This window comes from Ventrimonas faecis (assembly GCF_040096075.1).
Lineage (GTDB): Bacteria > Bacillota > Clostridia > Lachnospirales > Lachnospiraceae > Brotaphodocola > Brotaphodocola faecis.
Genome location: NZ_JBBMFJ010000021.1, coordinates 18,215 through 36,933, shown reverse-complemented (window position 1 = coordinate 36,933; position 18,719 = coordinate 18,215). Strand labels below are relative to the sequence as shown.

Here is an 18,719-nt window from a genome sequence, read left to right as displayed (position 1 = left end):
ACATGAAAAGGGAGGATTCTGGCTATGAAAACAGATATCGAAATCGCGCAGGAGGCGGTAAAGCTTCCAATCAAAGAAGTTGCAGAGAGCTACGGAATTATTGAGGATGATCTGGAACTGTACGGTAAGTACAAGGCAAAGATCACGGATGAACTGTGGCAGCAGGTAAAGGACCGTCCGGACGGAAAACTGGTTTTAGTAACTGCCATCAACCCGACTCCGGCAGGCGAGGGAAAAACCACCACCAGCATTGGTCTGGCAGATGCTTTCACCAGACTTGGCAAGAAGGCCATGATCGCGCTGCGTGAGCCGTCTCTGGGACCGTGCTTTGGCATTAAGGGCGGTGCTGCAGGCGGCGGTTTTGCGCAGGTAGTTCCAATGGAAGATTTAAATCTTCATTTTACCGGCGATTTCCATGCCATTACTTCTGCCAATAACCTTCTGGCAGCACTTCTGGATAACCACATCCAGCAGGGCAACGCCCTTCAGATCGATACCAGACAGATCCTCTGGAAACGCTGCCTGGATATGAATGACCGTGTGCTGCGCAATGTGGTTGTTGGACTTGGCGCAAAGGCAGACGGTGTGGTGCGCGAGGATCACTTTGTTATTACGGTAGCTTCCGAAATCATGGCAATCTTATGCCTGGCCAATGACATGAACGACTTAAAAGAGCGTCTTGGCAAGATCATTGTCGCATATAATTATGCCGGAGAGCCGGTTACCGCTGCCCAGTTACACGCAGTGGGCGCTATGGCAGCACTCTTAAAGGATGCCATCAAGCCGAACCTGATCCAGACCCTGGAGCACACCGGTGCTCTGGTACACGGCGGACCGTTCGCAAACATCGCCCACGGCTGCAACAGCGTGCGCGCGACCAAGACGGCCTTAAAGCTGGCTGATATTGTGGTAACCGAGGCTGGCTTCGGCGCAGACCTGGGCGCAGAGAAATTCCTGGATATCAAGTGCCGCAAGGCAGATTTAAAGCCGGATGCCGCAGTTCTGGTTGCAACCGTCCGCGCGTTAAAGTACAACGGCGGTGTACCGAAAACCGAGCTTTCCGCAGAGAATCTGGATGCCTTAAAGAAGGGTATCGTCAATCTGGAGAAGCATATCGAGAATCTGCAGAAATTCGGTGTTCCGGTTGTGGTAACCTTAAACTCCTTCGTGACCGATACCGAGGCAGAGTACGCCTTTATCCGTGATTTCTGCGAGGAGCGCGGCTGTGAGTTCGCTCTTTCCGAGGTATGGGCAAAAGGCGGCGAGGGCGGCGAGGCCCTGGCTCAGAAGGTTCTGGATACTCTGGAGCACAAGGAGAGCCATTACCATGCCCTGTACCCGGATGAGATGAGCCTGAAAGATAAGGTAAAGACCATTGCCACCGAAATTTACGGCGCAGATGGTGTTTCCTATGCACCGGCTGCATCCAAAGCACTGGCCCGCATCGAGGAGATGGGCTTTGGCAACCTTCCGGTCTGCATGGCAAAGACCCAGTACTCCCTGTCTGATGACCAGACCAAGCTGGGGCGTCCGACCGGATTTACCATCAACGTGCGCGATGCCTATGTATCCGCAGGCGCAGGTTTTGTGGTAGTGCTGACCGGAGCCATCATGACCATGCCGGGACTGCCGAAGAAACCGGCTGCAGACGGCATTGATGTAGATGAGAACGGTGTGATCACCGGATTATTCTAATTTGAAACTGGCGCAAAGGCGTGAGCTGTTCTGGCAGCCGCGCTTTTTGCGTGAAAATTCGCTATGCCGGGATTTTGCGCAGTGCAAAACGAAAGCAGACGGATAGAAACTGAGAAAGGATAGGCAAGAGTATGACGATAAAAGACTGGTTAGAGGGGCTTTCTTATAAGCTGGTTCAGGGAAGCCTGGACGTGGAGGTAAATGAAGTCATATACGACTCCAGAAAGGCTGCTCCCGGCGCGGTGTTTGTCTGCATGAAGGGCACAAAGATTGATTCTCACGATTTCATTCCGCAGGTGACTGAGGCAGGCGTAAGGGTGCTTGTGACCGAGCATCCGGTGGAGGCACCGGCAGGCGTGACCGTGGTGGAGACCGAAAACGGAAGAGAGGCGCTGGCTCTGTTATCGGCAGCCCGTTTTGGCTATCCGTCCCGGAAACTGACCATGATCGGGGTGACAGGAACCAAAGGAAAGACCACTACCACCCATATGATCAAGACCATTCTGGAGACCGCCGGGAAAAAGACCGGCATGATCGGAACCAACGGCGTTTACATTGGGGAAGAGCATTTCCCAACCGTGAATACCACACCGGAGTCCTATGATCTGCACCGTTATTTCGCGAAGATGGTGGAGGATGGCTGCGAGTGCTGCGTGATGGAGGTTTCCTCCCAGGCCATGAAGATGCACCGTGTGGCAGGCATCCATTTTAACTATGGCCTGTTTACCAACATTTCCCCGGACCACATCGGAAAGGATGAGCATGCGGATTTCGCGGAGTATTTATATTATAAGAAACAGCTGTTCCATCAGTGTGACCGCGCCCTGATCAATGTGGATGATGAGCATATTGACGAGATCGTAAAAGATATTCCGTGCCCATGGACCGGATTTGGCCTGAAAGAGGGCGCCGGTTTCCAGGCAGAGAACATCCACTATGTCTCCGAACCGGATTTTGTAGGTGTGGAGTTTGATATTAAGGGCGAGCATCAGATTCCGGTGCGTGTCAGCATCCCGGGTAAATTTAATGTATACAATGCGCTGGCGGCAGCGGCCGTTACTCTGTGGGTGGGCGTTCCGGCTGAAAAGCTGCAGCATGCCCTGGAGCACCTGAAAATCAATGGCCGTATGGAGATTGTATATACTTCTGAGAAATGCTGTGTCATCGTGGATTACGCTCACAACGCAGTCAGCATGGAGAGCCTGCTGGCAACTCTGAGAGAGTATCATCCGAAGCGCCTTGTCGTGGTATTTGGCTGCGGCGGAAACCGCTCCAGGGATCGCCGTTACTCCATGGGCGAAATTGGCGGCCGCATGGCGGATCTGTCCATCATCACCGCAGACAACTCCCGCTTTGAGAAGGTGGAGGATATCATTGCTGATATCCGCGGCAGCATGGAAAAGACCGGCGGAAAGTTTATTGAGATTCCGGACCGGAAAGAGGCTATTGCCTACAGCATCACCCATGCGGAGCCGGGCGACATGATTGCCATCATCGGCAAGGGCCATGAGGACTACCAGGAGATCAATGGCGTGCGTTACCCGTTCCTGGACCGCGCCGTGGTGGAAGAGGTTGTGAAGAACCTTTCAATATAAAGAAATAGAAAAGAGATCCGGAAATGGAAAATATAACGGTTAAAGACATTGTGGCTGCTACAGGCGGTCAGCTTCTGTGTGGAAATGCAGACCAGAAGATTGAACATTTGAGCATTGATTCAAGAACCATGAAAGGAAACGACCTGTTTGTGCCGCTGATCGGGGAGAAGGTGGATGCCCACCGCTTCATCGATCAGGCCTTCGGCTCAGGCGCTGTGGCGGTGCTGACTTCCGAGCATGAGAACGCAGAGGATGCGGAGCATGCCTGGATCCGGGTGGCTGATACCAAAAAGGCACTGCAGGATATCGGACGCTATTACCGCAGCCGGTTAAGCCTGCCGCTTGTGGGCATCACCGGAAGTGTGGGAAAGACGACTACCCGTGAAATGGTGGCAGCAGCGCTTTCCGCAAAGTACCGGGTATACAAGACTCCTGGAAATTCCAACAGTCAGGTGGGTGTGCCAATCACGCTGTCTGAGATTACCCTGGCCGATGAGATTGGCGTGCTGGAGCTTGGCATGAGCATGCCGGGCGAGCTGACCGTCATCGCAAAGATTGCCCAGGTGGATATGGCCGTCATCACCAATGTCGGCATTACCCATATTGAGCAGCTGGGAAGCCAGGAGAACATCTATCATGAGAAGCTGACGATTCAGGACGGCTTAAAGGATGGCGGAATCCTCTTCTTAAACGGCGATGATGCCCTGCTGAAGGATACCAAAGCCAAGGACGGATGCCGCACTGTATATTACGGAACCGGGGAGAATTCTGAGTACCGGGCAGAGGATATCCGCAGCGAGGACGGTTACCCGGTATTTACTGCCAACTGCCGCGGGGAAAAATACATGGTGCGCTTAAGCATCATGGGACGCCACAATGTGCTGAATGCCATGGTGGCTCTGGCTGTGGCAGATTGCAGCGGAGTTCCGCTTTCCGGCGCAGTGAAGAGCCTGGCTGCCTTCACCGGATTCAAGAACCGCCAGCAGATCGCAGAGAAGAATGGCGTTACCGTCATCGATGACACCTATAATGCAAGTCCGGTATCCATGAAGGCCGGTCTGGAGGTTCTGGAAGCAAAGGCAAAAGGCCGCCGCATCGCGGTGCTGGCCGACATGAAGGAGCTGGGGCCGGATTCTCCGAAGTTCCACTATGAGGTGGGAAGCTGGATGAAATCCCATCCGGTGGATATCCTGTTTACATACGGTGAACTGGCAGAGCAGATTGCCCGGGGCGCAAAGCGTGCGGGCATGAAGGCAGAGTACATCCATTTCGATGAAAACCAGCGGGACGCGCTGGCAGAAGCGGCAAAGGCAAAGCTGCAGCCAGGCGACTGTGTGCTCTTAAAGGGCTCCAACAGCATGAAACTGGGCGAGGTGGCAGCAAAGCTGCTGAAAGATTAAAACAAGCAACAGACAGGAGCAGATATGGCAGATCAGTATGCCAGCATCATTATAGATATTTCCCATGAAGACGTAGACCGGGTATTCCAGTACCGGATTCCGCCGGCAATTTTGCCGCAGATCCGGGTGGGGGTGCAGGTCTGCGTCCCTTTTGGTTCAGGAAACAGAACACGAACCGGCTATGTCGTGGAACTCACCGACAAGCCGGATTATGATAAAGAGAAAATAAAAGAGATCATCGGCGTGGCCGAAAAGAGCATCACCGCGGATACCCGCCTGATTGAGCTGGCCTGGTGGATGAAGGAGCAGTACGGCTCCACCATGAATCAGGCGCTTAAGACGGTCCTTCCGGTGAAGAAAAAGGTAAAGGCCCGGAATAAAAAGATTGTGGAGACTGTGGCCGGGATGACAGAATGCCCTTCACTTGTCCTCTTAAATTCCGAGCAGCAGTCCATCGCGGACGCCTTCATTACTTCCTATGACTCCGGCGACCGCAGGCCCTGTCTCATTCACGGTGTCACGGGCAGCGGCAAGACCGAAGTCTACATGGCTTTGATTGACCATGTGCTTCAGCAGGGAAAACAGGTGATCGTGCTGATTCCGGAGATTGCCCTGACCTACCAGACCGTGAGCCGCTTCTATAGCCGTTTTGGAAGCCGCATCTGTGTCATGCATTCCCGGCTTTCTGCCGGTGAGAAGTGCGACCAGTTTGAGCGGGCCAGAAACGGCGAGACGGATATTATGATCGGCGCAAGATCGGCGCTTTTTACGCCGTTTCCCAATCTGGGACTCATCATCATCGATGAGGAGCATGAGGGAGCCTACAAGAGTGAGACCACGCCCCGCTACCATGCAAGAGAGGTGGCAGAAAAACTGGCGGAGTTAAGCGGCGCGGCCCTGGTACTGGGCTCTGCCACACCGTCGGTGGAGGCTTACGCGAAGGCGGAGGCTGGCATTTACCGGCTGTTTACGCTGACAAAACGGGCCAAGGTGGGCAGCGAGATGGCAGCGGTGGAGGTTGTGGACCTGCGAAAAGAGATGGAAGCCGGAAACAAGTCCATTTTCAGCGGGCGGATGCAGGAACTGATCCGGGACCGGCTGCAGAAACAGGAACAAATTATGCTGTTCATCAACCGGCGAGGCTATTCCAGCTTTGTCTCCTGCAGAAGCTGCGGCGAAGCGGTAAAATGCCCCCACTGTGATGTATCCCTGACGCTGCATAATCGTCAGCGGCTGGTGTGTCATTACTGTGGCTACCAGATCCCCATGCCGAAGCTGTGCCCGAACTGCGGTTCTCCGTATCTGGCGGGCTTTGGCATCGGTACCCAGAAAATCGAGGAGATGGCGGCGCAGATGTTCCCGGAGGCGAAGCTTCTGCGGATGGATCTGGACACCACCTCAAAGAAGGGCGGGCATGAGAAGATTTTATCTGCTTTCGCAAAGGGAAAGGCAGACATACTCATTGGCACCCAGATGATCGTGAAAGGGCATGACTTTCCAGGGGTGACCCTGGTGGGGGTGCTGGCGGCAGATGTGTCCCTGTATGCGCCGGATTTCGCGGCGGCGGAGCGGACTTTTCAGCTTTTAGTTCAGGCAGCCGGGCGCGCCGGACGGGGAAGAAAGGCGGGCACTGCGCTGATCCAGACCTACATGCCGGAGCATTACAGCATCCAGACGGCGGCGGCCCAGGATTACGCGGCCTTTTACCGTCAGGAGATGGGCTACCGGAGACTGATGCACTATCCTCCGGCCTGCCATATGCTGTGCATGCAGGTGGCGGGAGAAGATGAGGAGCTGATGAGCCGGATCATGGAAGCCATAGCTGCTTCCGTGAAGAAGCATTTCGGGGAAACAGCCGAGATCATCGGTCCGGTCCCGGCACCCGTATACAAAGTTCATGATATCTACAGAAAAATTTTATATATGAAACACGAAAACTATGATATACTAATAAAAATCCAGAAGTATGTCAAAATGCGCTGGGATGAGACTGAACGCTGTAAAAAGCTGACGCTCCAGTGTGATTTTACGTAAAATAAAGATCACAGGCTGCTTTCCGGCAGACGGTGAAGGAAACATGGAAAAGGGGTAACTGTGAGGGTACTGAACGGTTACGAAAAGGGCATGGCCTGGCCATGCGATACAGAAAGGACGAAGAGTAATGGCAATCAGACAGGTAAGAACCATTGGAGACGATATTTTAAGAAAGGAATGCAAACCGGTTAAGGAGATCACCCCACGCATCGCGGAGCTGATCGAGGACATGTTTGAGACCATGTACGAGGCCAACGGCGTTGGTCTGGCAGCACCGCAGGTCGGCGTGTTAAAGCAGATCGTGGTTATGGACGTGGATGACGGCAACCAGTATGTGCTCATCAATCCGGAAATCATTGAGCAGAGCGGAAGCCAGACCGGTCAGGAGGGGTGCCTTAGCGTACCGGGCAAGGCTGGCATGGTAACCCGTCCGAATCATGTGGTCGTACGTGCTTACGATGAAAATATGGAGCAGTTTGAGTTAGAGGGCGAGGAACTGTTGGCCCGCTGCATCTGTCATGAGTGCGCGCACCTTCACGGCCAGCTCTATGTAGACCTGGTAGAGGGCGAACTGATGGATACCACTGCAGAACCGGAGGAAGAATAATTTATGAGAATCATATTTATGGGAACACCGGATTTTTCGGTGCCGACATTAGAAGCCCTGGTGGCTTCGGAGCATGAGGTGATTGCCGTGGTGACCCAGCCGGATAAGCCAAAGGGCCGCGGCAAGGAGATCCACATGTCTCCAGTCAAGGAGTGCGCCCTGCAGCACAATATCCCGGTTTACCAGCCGGTGCGTGCCAGAGATGAGGCCTTTGTGGAGGAGATGCGCGGGTTAAAACCGGATGCTATGGTGGTTATCGCCTTTGGTCAGATCCTGCCAAAGAGTCTGTTAGACCTGCCGAAGTACGGCTGTGTCAACATTCATGCATCCCTGCTTCCGAAGTACCGCGGCGCAGCCCCGATCCAGTGGGCTGTTATCAACGGCGACGAGGAGACCGGCATCACCACCATGATGATGGATGTGGAGATGGATACCGGTGATATGCTGGAGAAAACGGTAGTGAAATTAAACCCGGATGAGACCGGCGGAAGCCTGTTTGACCGGTTAAGCCTTCTGGGCGGTGATCTGATCCTGTCCACCTTAAGCAAGCTGGAAAAGGGCGAGATTACCCCGGTTCCGCAGGATCATACGCAGGCAACTTACGTAAAGAAGATTTCCAAATCCATGGGCGACATTGACTGGACCATGGACGCGGTTTCCATTGAGCGTCTGGTGCGCGGCTTAAATCCGTGGCCGAGCGCATTTACCAGATGGAACGGCAAAATGTTAAAAATCTGGGAGGCTGCGGTGCTTCCGGATCCGGAAAAGAAAGCTCCCTGCGGCAGCGTCATCAGCGCCGGGGATGAGGGCATAAAAATTCAGACCGGAAACGGCGTATTATGTGTCACCAGTCTTCAGCTAGAAGGAAAGAAGCGGATGGATACCGCGGCATTCCTCCGGGGATACCAGGTAGAGTCCGGCTGCATCATGGAAAGGAGTGAGTAGTCATGTACGGTGGCTATGGTTACTATGGGCTGGGGTACAGCCTGTTTGATCCGACAATGATCCTTGTTTATATCGGTGCCCTGTTATCTTTGTGGGCATCCTCCAAAGTGAACAGCACGTTCCAGCGCTATTCCCGCGTGCGCAGCATGACCGGGATGACCGGCGCGGAGGCGGCAAAACGCCTGCTGCAGTCCCAGGGCATCTACGATGTGACGGTTCAGCCGGTGCGCGGACAGCTTACCGACCACTATGACCCGCGGACGAAGACCGTAAACCTGTCGGAGTCCGTTTACGGCAGCACATCCATTGCGGCCGTCGGCGTGGCGGCTCATGAGTGCGGGCATGCCATTCAGGATCATGCAGGCTACGCGCCTCTGCGTCTGCGCTCCGCTTTTGTGCCAATCGCAAACCTTGGAAGCAAAATTTCCCTGCCGCTCATCATCCTGGGCTTCTTCATCGGCCTGACTCCGTTTATCGAGATCGGTATCTGGATGTTTGTGCTGGCGGTGCTGTTCCAGATCATCACCCTGCCGGTGGAGTTTAACGCTTCTTCCCGCGCGGTGCATCTGGTGGACAGCCTTGGCATTCTCCAGGGTGACGAGGTGGATGGCACCCGCAGGGTGCTTGGGGCAGCAGCCCTCACCTATGTGGCAGCAGCGGCCGCTTCTATTTTACAGCTTATGCGGCTGATCATCCTGTTTGGAGGACGCAGACGAAATGACTAAGCAGAACGGACCGACAAAAGAGCGGGAACTGATTCTGGATATCCTTATGGAGATTCTGGAATATGGCGGTTACAGCCATGTGGTATTAAAGAAAGCACTGGATAAGCACCAGTATCTGGAAAAACAGAACCGTGCGTTCATCACCAGAGTGGTGGAAGGAACCATAGAGTATCTTCTGACCATCGATGCGGTGATTGACCAGTGCTCTAAAACAAAAGTAAAGAAAATGAAACCGGTGATCCGCACCATCCTCCGGATGTCTGTATACCAGATCTTGAAGATGGACCGGATCCCGGACAGTGCGGTATGTGATGAGGCTGTGAAACTTGCGGTAAAACGGAAGTTCCACGGCCTGAAAGGCTTTGTGAACGGTGTACTTCGCACTATTTCGAGAGAAAAAGAGACCTTTGTTTTCACCGACTGGTCCCGGAAATATTCCATGCCAGACTGGATCATAGAATTGTGGAAACAGCAGTATCCTGCAGAAACCGTAGAGCGCATGATGCAGGCTTTCTTAGAGGAACGTCCTACCTCCGTGCGCTGCAATCTGGACCGGGCTTCCATGGAAGAAATTCTTCAAAGTCTGGAACAGGATCATGTCACGGTACAGAAGAATCCGCTGGCAGACCATGCCCTGCTTCTTTCCGGCTACGACTATCTGGATGCCGTCACGGCATTCCGGGAAGGCTGGATCACAGTGCAGGATGTAAGTTCCTCCTTTGTGGGTGAGGCGGCAGATCCGAAGCCAGGAGATAAGGTTCTGGATGTGTGCGGCGCGCCGGGAGGAAAGAGCTTACATATCGCGGATAAGCTTGCCGGAACCGGACAGGTTGTGGTCCGGGATTTAACGGAAAATAAGATTCTTCTGGTGGAGGACAACATCCGCCGGACCGGATTTACCAATATCCGGGCAGAGGTCTGGGACGCGCTGGAGGAGGATCCGTCCTGGGAAGAACAGGCAGATATCGTCATTGCGGACCTTCCGTGCTCCGGCCTTGGCATCATCGGCAAAAAGCCGGACATCAAGTACCAGGTGACAAAAGAGGATCTGGAAGATTTGGCAGAACTCCAGAAGGACATTCTGTCTGTGGTCTGGAACTATGTAAAGCCAGGCGGAAAGCTCATTTACAGCACCTGCACCATTGACCATCTGGAGAACGAGGACCAGAGAAACTGGATCCTGGAAACGCTTCCCTTTGAGCCGGTGAGCATTGAGGGGGCGTTTGGCAGCCAGATAAAGGAAGAAACCATGAAAGACGGTTATATCCAGCTTCTGCCGGGCAGATACCCCTGTGACGGATTCTTTATTTCCGCATTTCGGAGAAAAGCCTGAATTCAGGTTCGGTAGCAGTATAAAAAGAAAGCAGATAAACGATTATGGAAAAGCAAGATATCAAATCCCTGACTCTGGAGGAACTGACCGAAGCCATCCGCCAGATGGGAGATAAGCCCTTTCGGGCAAAACAGATTTACCAGTGGCTTCATCAGAAGCTGGTGACGGATTTTGATGAGATGAGCAATCTCTCCAAGCCGCTTCGTGAAAAGTTAAAAGAGCAGTTTGTTCTCACGGCGCTGTATCCGGCGGATGTGAAAATCTCCCAGATTGATGGTACCCGGAAATACCTGTTCCGCCTGGCAGACGGCAATGTGATTGAGAGTGTGTGGATGCAGTACCATCATGGAAACAGTGTCTGCATTTCCTCCCAGGTGGGCTGCCGTATGGGCTGCCGTTTCTGCGCCTCCACCCTGGATGGCCTGGAGCGCAATCTGACACCGGCAGAGATGCTGGACCAGATTTACCGCATTCAGACACTGACGGGAGAGCGGGTATCCAACATTGTCATTATGGGCTCTGGTGAGCCGCTTGACAACTACGACAATGTGATCCGTTTCCTGCGCATGATCACCGATGAGGATGGCCTGAACATCAGCCAGAGAAATATCACGCTGTCGACCTGTGGCATTGTGCCGAATATTTTAAGGCTGGCAGAGGAAAATATCCAGATCACACTGGCCCTGTCCCTGCACGCACCGAATGATGAGGTGCGAAAGACACTGATGCCGATCGCGAACCGCTACAGTTTAAAAGAGATTCTGCCGGCCTGCCAGACTTACTTTGAAAAGACCGGACGGCGGCTGACCTTTGAGTACAGCCTGGTGAGCGGTGTGAACGATAACCTGGAAGAGGCAAAGGCGCTTACAGCCCTGATCAAGGGCATGCATGGCCATGTGAACCTGATCCCGGTCAATCCGATCAAGGAGCGGGATTACCGCCAGTCAGACCGGAAAGCCATTGAGGCGTTTCAGGCTTATCTGGAGAAAAATGGCATCAACGTGACGGTCCGCCGGGAGATGGGCCGCGACATCAATGGTGCCTGCGGACAGCTTAGAAAGAGTTTCCTGGAAGAGGAAGGGAAAGGGGGAATCTGATCATGGAGGCATGTGCACTGACAGACACCGGACAGAAGCGGAGTATGAATCAGGATTTTATCTATGCCAGCACAGACCCCGTCGGATCCCTGGAAAACCTGTTTATTGTGGCAGATGGCATGGGCGGCCATCAGGCTGGGGATTTCGCATCCCGTTTTGTGGTGGAGAATCTGGTACGGTTTTTTGAAATCCCGCATCCCGACCGGGATGTTCACGGTATTTTAAAAGAAGGAATCCGGAAAGTGAACCGGGAACTTTACGAGCAGGCCAGCAGGACTCCGGAACTCAGCGGGACGGGCAGTACGCTGGTGTTAGCCACCATCCGTGGAAATGTACTTTATGTGGCCAATATCGGAGACAGCCGTCTTTACCTGCTTCGGGGAGCGCTTGAGCAGATCACGAAGGATCATTCCTATGTGGAAGAGCTGGTTGCTATGGGCAAGCTGAAACGGGGCAGCCGGGATTATCTGGAAAAGAAAAATATCATTACCAGGGCGGTAGGCGTCAGCGAGGACGTTGATACCGATCTGTTTGCGCTGAAATTAAAGAGCGGCGATCAGATCCTCATGTGTTCGGACGGTTTAAGCAACATGGTGGATGAGCTGGAAATGGAATATATCATCCGTTCCGAGGACGGAGTAGAAGCCCGGGCAAAAGCTCTGGTGGATGCAGCAAACCGCAGCGGCGGGCAGGACAACATTTCGGTTGTTCTGGTGGAACCGCAGATAAGTGAGGTGAGCTTATGATACTGAGACCCGGAACATTTTTGCAGGACCGCTATGAAATATTAGAGCAGATCGGCTCCGGCGGCATGTCTGTGGTATATAAGGCAAAATGCCATAAGCTGAACCGTCTGGTGGCCATCAAGGTCCTGAAGGAAGAATTCTGCAATGACAGCAATTTTGTCAGCAAGTTTAAGATGGAGGCCCAGTCTGCGGCCGGACTGTCCCATCCGAACATTGTCAGTGTTTACGATGTTATCGATGAGGGCAAACTTCATTACATAGTTATGGAGCTGATCGAGGGCATTACCTTAAAAAGCTATATCCAGAAGAAGGGACGGCTGGAGGTCAAGGAGACCATCGGCATTGCCATTCAGGTGGCGCAGGGCATCGCGGCGGCGCATGAACAGCACATCATTCACCGCGACATTAAGCCGCAGAACATGATCATCTCCAAAGATGGCAAGGTGAAGGTGGCGGATTTTGGCATCGCAAGAGCAGTATCGGCCCAGACCATGACTTCCTCTGCCATGGGCTCCGTGCATTATATTTCGCCGGAACAGGCCCGTGGGGGTTTCAGTGATGAGCGAAGCGACATTTATTCTCTTGGTGTGACCATGTATGAGATGGTAACCGGGCGTGTGCCTTTTGAGGGAGATAACACCGTTGCCATCGCCCTGGCCCATCTGGAGGATGTGGTGGTACCGCCGAGCGTTTACAATCCGGAGATTCCGATGAGCCTGGAGCGGATTATCCTGCGCTGCATGGAGAAAAAGCCGGAGCGCCGTTACCGCAGCGCCCAGGATGTGATCACAGATCTTCGCGCGGCACTGATCCGTCCGTCGGAGGCTGGGAGCAGTCCTGTGGATGTGGAAGAGCGGGCCCTGAACGGAGAAACTGTCCAGATTAGCAGTGAGCAGCTTTCCCAGATCAAGCAGTTCCACCGGCCGGAACGTCTGGAACCGGAACGGAAAGAAACCTATGAGCGGGAGGCCAAAGCGGCCTGGGAGGCGTACCGGGAAGAAAATGATCCGGAAACACCGGAGCCGGAGCGCGGCAGAAGACCGCAAAGACCAGCCGAAATGTCCAAGGCGCCGGCAAAGCGCCGCAGCCGGGAGGAAGAGGAAGACCGGGCCAATCCCCATATTGAGCGGATTCTGGCTGGAGCCGGGATTGTGGCGGCTATCGTAGTTGTGGCCGTGCTGATCGTGGTATTTTCCAAGCTTGGCGCTTTTTTCCGGGCCGGAAGCGGAATGCTGGGCAATTCCCAGACGGAGAGCAGTCAGGCAGAAACCGGAGAGCTGATCTTAAAGGACACGGAGGTGTCCATGCCGCCGGTTCTGGGGCTTTCCGAGGATATGGCAGAGAGTACGCTGAAAGAAAATTCCCTGACCATGAAACGCACCTATGAGTATTTTGACGATGTGGAAAAAGGCCATGTCGCAAAACAGGATCCGGCAGCGGGAACCGTTGTGTTAAAGGGCGGCCAGGTAAATGTGGTCATCAGTAACGGTACCGATAAGCTGGATTTAAGCAAGCTTGGCATCACGGAGCTGGATGAAACCACGGCGGTCAGCTTTTTAGAGAGCAAGGGCCTGAAGGTTCAGGTGGTGGAAGAGGAAGATGAAACCATCAAGGCAGGCACGGTAATGCGTTATGAGCCGGAACTGGTGGAGGACGGCGGAACCGTATATCTGTATGTGAGCAGCGGCCCGCATGTGGACAAGGTCCCGGCACCGTATCTGGTGGGAAAAACGGAGGAGGAAGCCATTGCGCTTCTGGCAGAGAATGACCTGATGCCGGGCAATACCTCTACCGAATCCAGTGATACTGTGGAGAAAGGTTCCATCATCAGCCAGTCTGTTTCATCCGGAACCCAGCTGGCCAAGGGCAGCAAGATTGATTATGTGGTCAGCAGCGGCCCGGAGGTGAAGCATCAGCGTTATGTGGCATCCATCAACCAGGTGTATGATTTAAGCAGCCTGATCGGACCGGGTGCCGGAAGCTCCAGCGTTACCATTATGATCCGGCTGCATCAGGGAACTGCGGATAATCCGCACTACAAAGTGCTGACCCAGTCCACTACCATTAAGGGCGATGTGCTCCTGCCGGTGAACTTTACCAGCATTGAGAGCATTGACGGAACAGATCAGGGAACCCTGGAGATTGTGGATGTGAATTCCGGCGCGGTCATTAAGACTTACCCGCTGACATTCTTCCCGATGGATTAAAAAAGGAACAGATACATGACAGGAAAAATTATCAAAGGAATCGCAGGCTTTTATTATATCCACAACGGGCATGATAAGGTATATGCCTGCAAGGCAAAAGGAATCTTCCGAAACCGGGGCATCAAGCCGGTAGTAGGAGACAATGTGGAATTTACCGTGCTGGACGAGGAGGCACTGGAGGGAAATATCGATGAGATCCTTCCCCGGAAAAATGTGCTGGTGCGTCCGGCATCGGCCAATGTAGATCAGGCGCTGGTGGTGTTTGCCATCACGCAGCCGGATCCGAACTTCAACCTGCTGGACCGTTTTCTCATCATGATGCTGGCCCAGGACATTCCGGTGACGATCTGTTTTAACAAGACCGATCTGGAAACGGAGGCAAAACAGGAAGAGTACCGGAACATCTACGAGCAGGCCGGATACCCGGTTATGTTTGTGAGTACCTATGAGAAATCCGGTGTGGATGCCGTGCGGGATTACCTGCGTGGAAAGACCACGATCCTGGCAGGACCGTCCGGGGTGGGGAAATCCTCCCTGACGAATCTTCTGCAGCCGGAGGCGGCCATGGAGACTGGGAGCATCAGTGAGAAGATCAAGCGGGGCAAACACACCACCCGTCACGCGGAACTGTTCTGTGTGGAGGAGGGAACGTATCTCATGGATACGCCGGGATTTTCTTCCATGTATCTGGAAGAGATCGAACCGCAGGAATTAAAGGATTATTTCCCGGAGTTTGAAGCTTATGAGCCGGAATGCCGGTTCCAGGCGGACTGCGTCCACATCGGGGAGCCGGTGTGCGGCGTGAAAGCAGCACTGGCAGAAGGAAAGATCAGCCAGAGCCGGTATGACAATTACGGGCTGTTATACCAGGAACTGAAAAACCGCAGAAAATATTAAGGAGTAAGACATCATGTATATTTTAGCACCATCCATTCTTGCAGCAGACTTTGGAAATTTAAGAAAGGAAATCGAGACCGTATCGGAGGCAGGCGCCCAGTATATCCACATCGATGTGATGGACGGCATGTTTGTGCCGAGTATTTCCTTTGGCATGCCAGTCATCCAGAGCGTCCGTTCCTGTACGGACAAGGTCTTTGACGTTCACATGATGGTGGAGGAGCCGGGCCGTTACGCGGCAGATTTAAAGGCAGCGGGCGCGGACCTGCTCTGTGTACACCAGGAGGCATGCCGCCACTTAGACCGCACCATCAACCAGATCAAGGAGCTCGGCATGAAGGTGGGCGTGGCCTTAAACCCGGCTACCCCGGTGGAGACCCTTTCCTGTGTGCTGGACCAGGTGGATATGATCCTTCTGATGTCCGTGAACCCGGGCTTTGGCGGCCAGAAATTTATCCCCTACACCGTGGATAAGATTAAAAAGCTGCGCGCCATGTTAAATGAGCGCGGTTTACAGACCGACATTCAGGTAGACGGCGGTGTGGGACTTGGCAATGTAAAGGAACTGATGGAGGCAGGAGCCAATGTCTTTGTGGCAGGCAGTGCTGTTTACAAACAGGATGCGGCAGCTAACGTAAAGGCATTTTTAAAAATTTTTGAAGAGGCTGAAAATAAATGAGAAGATGTCTGATCATGACGGGCGGAAAGCTGGACCTGGCTTTCGCCCGCTCCTTTTTGGAAAAAGAAACATTTGATAAGGTCATTGCCGTGGATGGCGGACTGAAAGCGGTGAAGGAACTGGGCCTGGTGCCGGACTATATTGTGGGGGATTTTGATTCTGTCTCCAGTGAGATCCGGGAAGAATTCCGCCAGTACCCGTTCATCGTGTGGGAGCAGCATAAGCCGGAGAAGAATGAGACCGACACGGAGCTTGCAAGAAACCGGGCACTGACCCTTTCCTGCGATGAAATTGTATTTCTGGGGGCCACCGGCGGCCGCATCGACCACATGATCGGCAACATCCATGCGCTGAAAACCTGTATGGAACGGGGCATTGCCGCTTACATCGTGGATTCCCAGAACCGTCTGAGCCTGCTGGATGGTGAACGGACATTCTCGAAGGCAGAGCAGTGGGGCAAATACGTTTCCTTCGCGCCCTATACAGAAGAGGTGACCGGGATTACCCTGACCGGATTTAAGTATCCGCTGAAGAACAGGACCATTTACCGGGGCGAGGAAGTGGGACTCTGCATCAGCAATGAGATCGCGGAGGATACTGCTACGATTACCCTGGAAGATGGTGTTTTGATCTGTATCGAGTCCCGGGATTGAACTGGACTGGCTAAAAAGATTAAAACTGGCTATTAATATCATTCCACCTGCGTGCTATGATAGGCGGCATAATAAAAATGCCTGCGAACCGAATGCGGGAGCAGTGCATCCTACAAAAGCAGCAAGGGAGAATGATTATGAAAAACAGAGACAACGACAAAGTATACAAGCTGGTGCTTACAGCCCTGATGGCGGCCCTGTGTTATGTGGCCTTCACCTTCTTAAAGATTCCGATTCCGACTCCGGGTGGAGATACCACGGCTCTTCACATCGGTAACGCCTTCTGTGTTCTGGCAGCCCTGCTTCTCGGCGGCGGTTACGGCGGTGTGGCAGGTTCCCTGGGCATGACCATCGCAGACCTTCTGGATCCGGTGTACATCACCAGTGCTCCGAAGACCTTCATCTTAAAGCTCTGCATCGGCCTGATCGCAGGTTTTGTGGCTCACAACATTGCCCATATCACCGAAGACCATGACAGCAAGTACATTGTGAAGTGGTCCTTGATCGCTTCCATTGCAGGCCTGGGCTTCAACGTGGTTATGGACCCGATTGTTGGCTATTTCTACAAGAACTATATTCTTGGTGTAGAGTCTTCCGCGGCCAAGATCATGGCAACCTGGGCAGCAGGCGCAACCCTGGTAAATGCCATTGTCGGAACCATCGTAGTGGTTGTGGTGTATATGGCGGTGCGTCCGGTTCTGAAAAAAGCAGGCCTTTTCATGAAAATTAAATAAGATTTGATACAAGGACAGTTTATGATTGAAATTTATTAGTAAAATTCATGTTAAATTGTCCTTTTCTTTTATCTGAAATGATGTTACTGTGGTAATAAGGCTTTTTTGCCCTAAAACCCAAAAAGGAGAGAAGAACTTATGAAAAAGAAAATGCTGGCTGTATTATTAGCTGGTACCATGGCAGCATCCATGACCGCATGCGGAGGCAGCAACTCTAACAGCAGCGCAGAAACCACTGCAGCTGCAGCGAAAGAGGAGGCTTCCGAGAGCGCAGAGAAGACCGGGGAGGCAGCACCGAGTAAAGATGCTTCCGAGTTTAAAATCGGCCTGATCACCGATGTAGGCGGCGTAAACGACGGTTCCTTCAACCAGTCTTCCTGGGAAGGCCTTGAGAGAGCAGGCGAGGAACTGGGCGTTACTGTAAACTACTTAGAGTCCGCTACCGATGCTGACTACGCTCCGAACATGGAGACCTTCGTAGACGAGGATTATGACCTGATCATCAGCGTAGGCTACATGCTGGCAGACGCAACCAGAACAGCAGCAGAGGCAAACCCGGATACCAAGTTTGCTATCATCGATGATTCTTCCATCGACCTTCCGAACGTAACCAGCCTGATCTTCCACGCTGAGCAGGCTTCTTACCTGGTAGGTTATGTTGCAGGCCTGACCACCAAAACCAACAACATTGGTTTCGTAGTTGGCATGACCAACGAGACCATGAACCAGTTTGGTTACGGCTACTATGCAGGTGCGAAGGACGCTAACCCGGACATCACCGTTCAGCAGTTCAACGCAAACTCTTTTGCTGATTCCGCTACCGGTAAGACCATGGCAAACACCGCTATCACCAACGGCGCTGACATTGTATTCCAGGCAGCAGGCGCAACTGGTCTTGGCGTTATCGAGGCATGTCAGGAGGCAGGCGTATACGCAATCGGCGTAGACAGTGACCAGTCCAGCATTGCTCCGAACACTGTCCTGACCTCCGCTATGAAGAGAGTAGACAACGCTGTATACAACGCAGTAGAGGAGCTCATCGACGGCAGCCTTGAGGGTGGCGTACAGTCCTTCGATCTGGCAGCAGGCGGCGTAGATATCGCTCCGAGCCAGGATCTGATCGCACCGGAAGTAATCGACGCAGTGAACGAGGTGAAAGAGAAGATCGTGAGCGGCGAGATCGAGGTTCCGGCTGACAAGGAGTCCTTCGAGGCAAAATACGGCGACGTATATCAGTTAGACTAATCACTATGGTTCGTCTCTGAAGCAACAACATCCAGACTATCTGGCGCGGGGCCCGCAGCAATGCGGGCCCCGTGTTGCTATGTAAAAAGAGGGGTTTTTGAGGGTAAAAATAGTAAAATCTGCCAAA

At 53.2% G+C, this 18,719-nt stretch carries 16 protein-coding genes; all 16 read left to right on the top strand.

What is annotated here, in order from left to right; all coding sequences use genetic code 11:
• Nucleotides 1–24: 24 nt before the first annotated feature.
• The 16 genes from WMO41_RS10560 (at nt 25) to WMO41_RS10485 (ending at nt 18,592) form a co-directional block, all read left to right on the top strand.
• On the top strand, nt 25–1,695 hold the full coding sequence (locus WMO41_RS10560; protein WP_349229716.1) for a formate--tetrahydrofolate ligase: 1,671 nt from the start codon (nt 25–27) through the stop codon (nt 1,693–1,695).
• Nucleotides 1,696–1,826: 131 nt separating this feature from the next.
• Nucleotides 1,827–3,290, top strand: coding sequence for a UDP-N-acetylmuramoyl-L-alanyl-D-glutamate--2,6-diaminopimelate ligase (locus WMO41_RS10555; RefSeq protein ID WP_349229715.1), 1,464 nt, complete (start codon nt 1,827–1,829; stop codon nt 3,288–3,290).
• Between the two features lie 23 nt (nt 3,291–3,313).
• Entirely contained in the window at nt 3,314–4,690 is a 1,377-nt protein-coding gene (locus WMO41_RS10550; protein WP_349229714.1) for a UDP-N-acetylmuramoyl-tripeptide--D-alanyl-D-alanine ligase, read from the top strand.
• Nucleotides 4,691–4,714: 24 nt separating this feature from the next.
• Nucleotides 4,715–6,724, top strand: coding sequence for a replication restart helicase PriA (gene priA, locus WMO41_RS10545; protein ID WP_349229713.1), 2,010 nt, complete (start codon nt 4,715–4,717; stop codon nt 6,722–6,724).
• A gap of 127 nt (nt 6,725–6,851) precedes the next feature.
• The gene (gene def, locus WMO41_RS10540) at nt 6,852–7,331 is read left to right on the top strand and encodes a peptide deformylase (protein ID WP_118533344.1); all 480 of its coding nucleotides are present in this window, start codon (nt 6,852–6,854) and stop codon (nt 7,329–7,331) included.
• Nucleotides 7,332–7,334: 3 nt separating this feature from the next.
• The gene (fmt, locus tag WMO41_RS10535) at nt 7,335–8,276 is read left to right on the top strand and encodes a methionyl-tRNA formyltransferase (RefSeq protein ID WP_349229712.1); all 942 of its coding nucleotides are present in this window, start codon (nt 7,335–7,337) and stop codon (nt 8,274–8,276) included.
• A 2-nt stretch (nt 8,277–8,278) separates the two neighbouring features.
• Complete coding sequence (locus WMO41_RS10530; RefSeq protein ID WP_349229711.1) at nt 8,279–9,001, top strand: zinc metallopeptidase; 723 nt, start codon at nt 8,279–8,281, stop codon at nt 8,999–9,001.
• Nucleotides 8,994–10,334 carry a 16S rRNA (cytosine(967)-C(5))-methyltransferase RsmB gene (gene rsmB, locus WMO41_RS10525; protein ID WP_349229710.1) on the top strand — a complete coding sequence of 447 codons (1,341 nt, stop codon included), beginning with the start codon at nt 8,994–8,996 and terminating at the stop codon, nt 10,332–10,334. Before WMO41_RS10530 ends, rsmB begins: the two co-directional genes overlap by 8 nt.
• 44 nt (nt 10,335–10,378) lie before the next feature.
• The gene (rlmN, locus tag WMO41_RS10520; protein ID WP_349229709.1) at nt 10,379–11,431 is read left to right on the top strand and encodes a dual-specificity RNA methyltransferase RlmN; all 1,053 of its coding nucleotides are present in this window, start codon (nt 10,379–10,381) and stop codon (nt 11,429–11,431) included.
• 2 nt (nt 11,432–11,433) lie between these two features.
• Nucleotides 11,434–12,177: a Stp1/IreP family PP2C-type Ser/Thr phosphatase gene (locus tag WMO41_RS10515; protein WP_349229708.1), complete on the top strand. Its 744-nt coding sequence runs from the start codon at nt 11,434–11,436 to the stop codon at nt 12,175–12,177.
• Entirely contained in the window at nt 12,174–14,384 is a 2,211-nt protein-coding gene (pknB, locus tag WMO41_RS10510; protein ID WP_349229707.1) for a Stk1 family PASTA domain-containing Ser/Thr kinase, read from the top strand. Before WMO41_RS10515 ends, pknB begins: the two co-directional genes overlap by 4 nt.
• Nucleotides 14,385–14,399: 15 nt before the next feature.
• On the top strand, nt 14,400–15,281 hold the full coding sequence (rsgA, locus tag WMO41_RS10505; RefSeq protein ID WP_177291390.1) for a ribosome small subunit-dependent GTPase A: 882 nt from the start codon (nt 14,400–14,402) through the stop codon (nt 15,279–15,281).
• 10 nt (nt 15,282–15,291) lie between these two features.
• The gene (rpe, locus tag WMO41_RS10500) at nt 15,292–15,960 is read left to right on the top strand and encodes a ribulose-phosphate 3-epimerase (RefSeq protein ID WP_494338453.1); all 669 of its coding nucleotides are present in this window, start codon (nt 15,292–15,294) and stop codon (nt 15,958–15,960) included.
• Nucleotides 15,957–16,613 (top strand): thiamine diphosphokinase, encoded by a 657-nt coding sequence (locus WMO41_RS10495; RefSeq protein WP_349229706.1) that lies wholly within the window; start codon nt 15,957–15,959, stop codon nt 16,611–16,613. Before rpe ends, WMO41_RS10495 begins: the two co-directional genes overlap by 4 nt.
• 137 nt (nt 16,614–16,750) lie before the next feature.
• A complete protein-coding gene (locus WMO41_RS10490; protein WP_177291774.1) occupies nt 16,751–17,347 on the top strand; it encodes an ECF transporter S component in 597 nt (198 codons plus the stop codon).
• Between the two features lie 138 nt (nt 17,348–17,485).
• Nucleotides 17,486–18,592, top strand: a complete 1,107-nt coding sequence (locus tag WMO41_RS10485; protein ID WP_349229705.1) for a BMP family lipoprotein — start codon at nt 17,486–17,488, stop codon at nt 18,590–18,592.
• Nucleotides 18,593–18,719 lie beyond the last annotated feature (127 nt).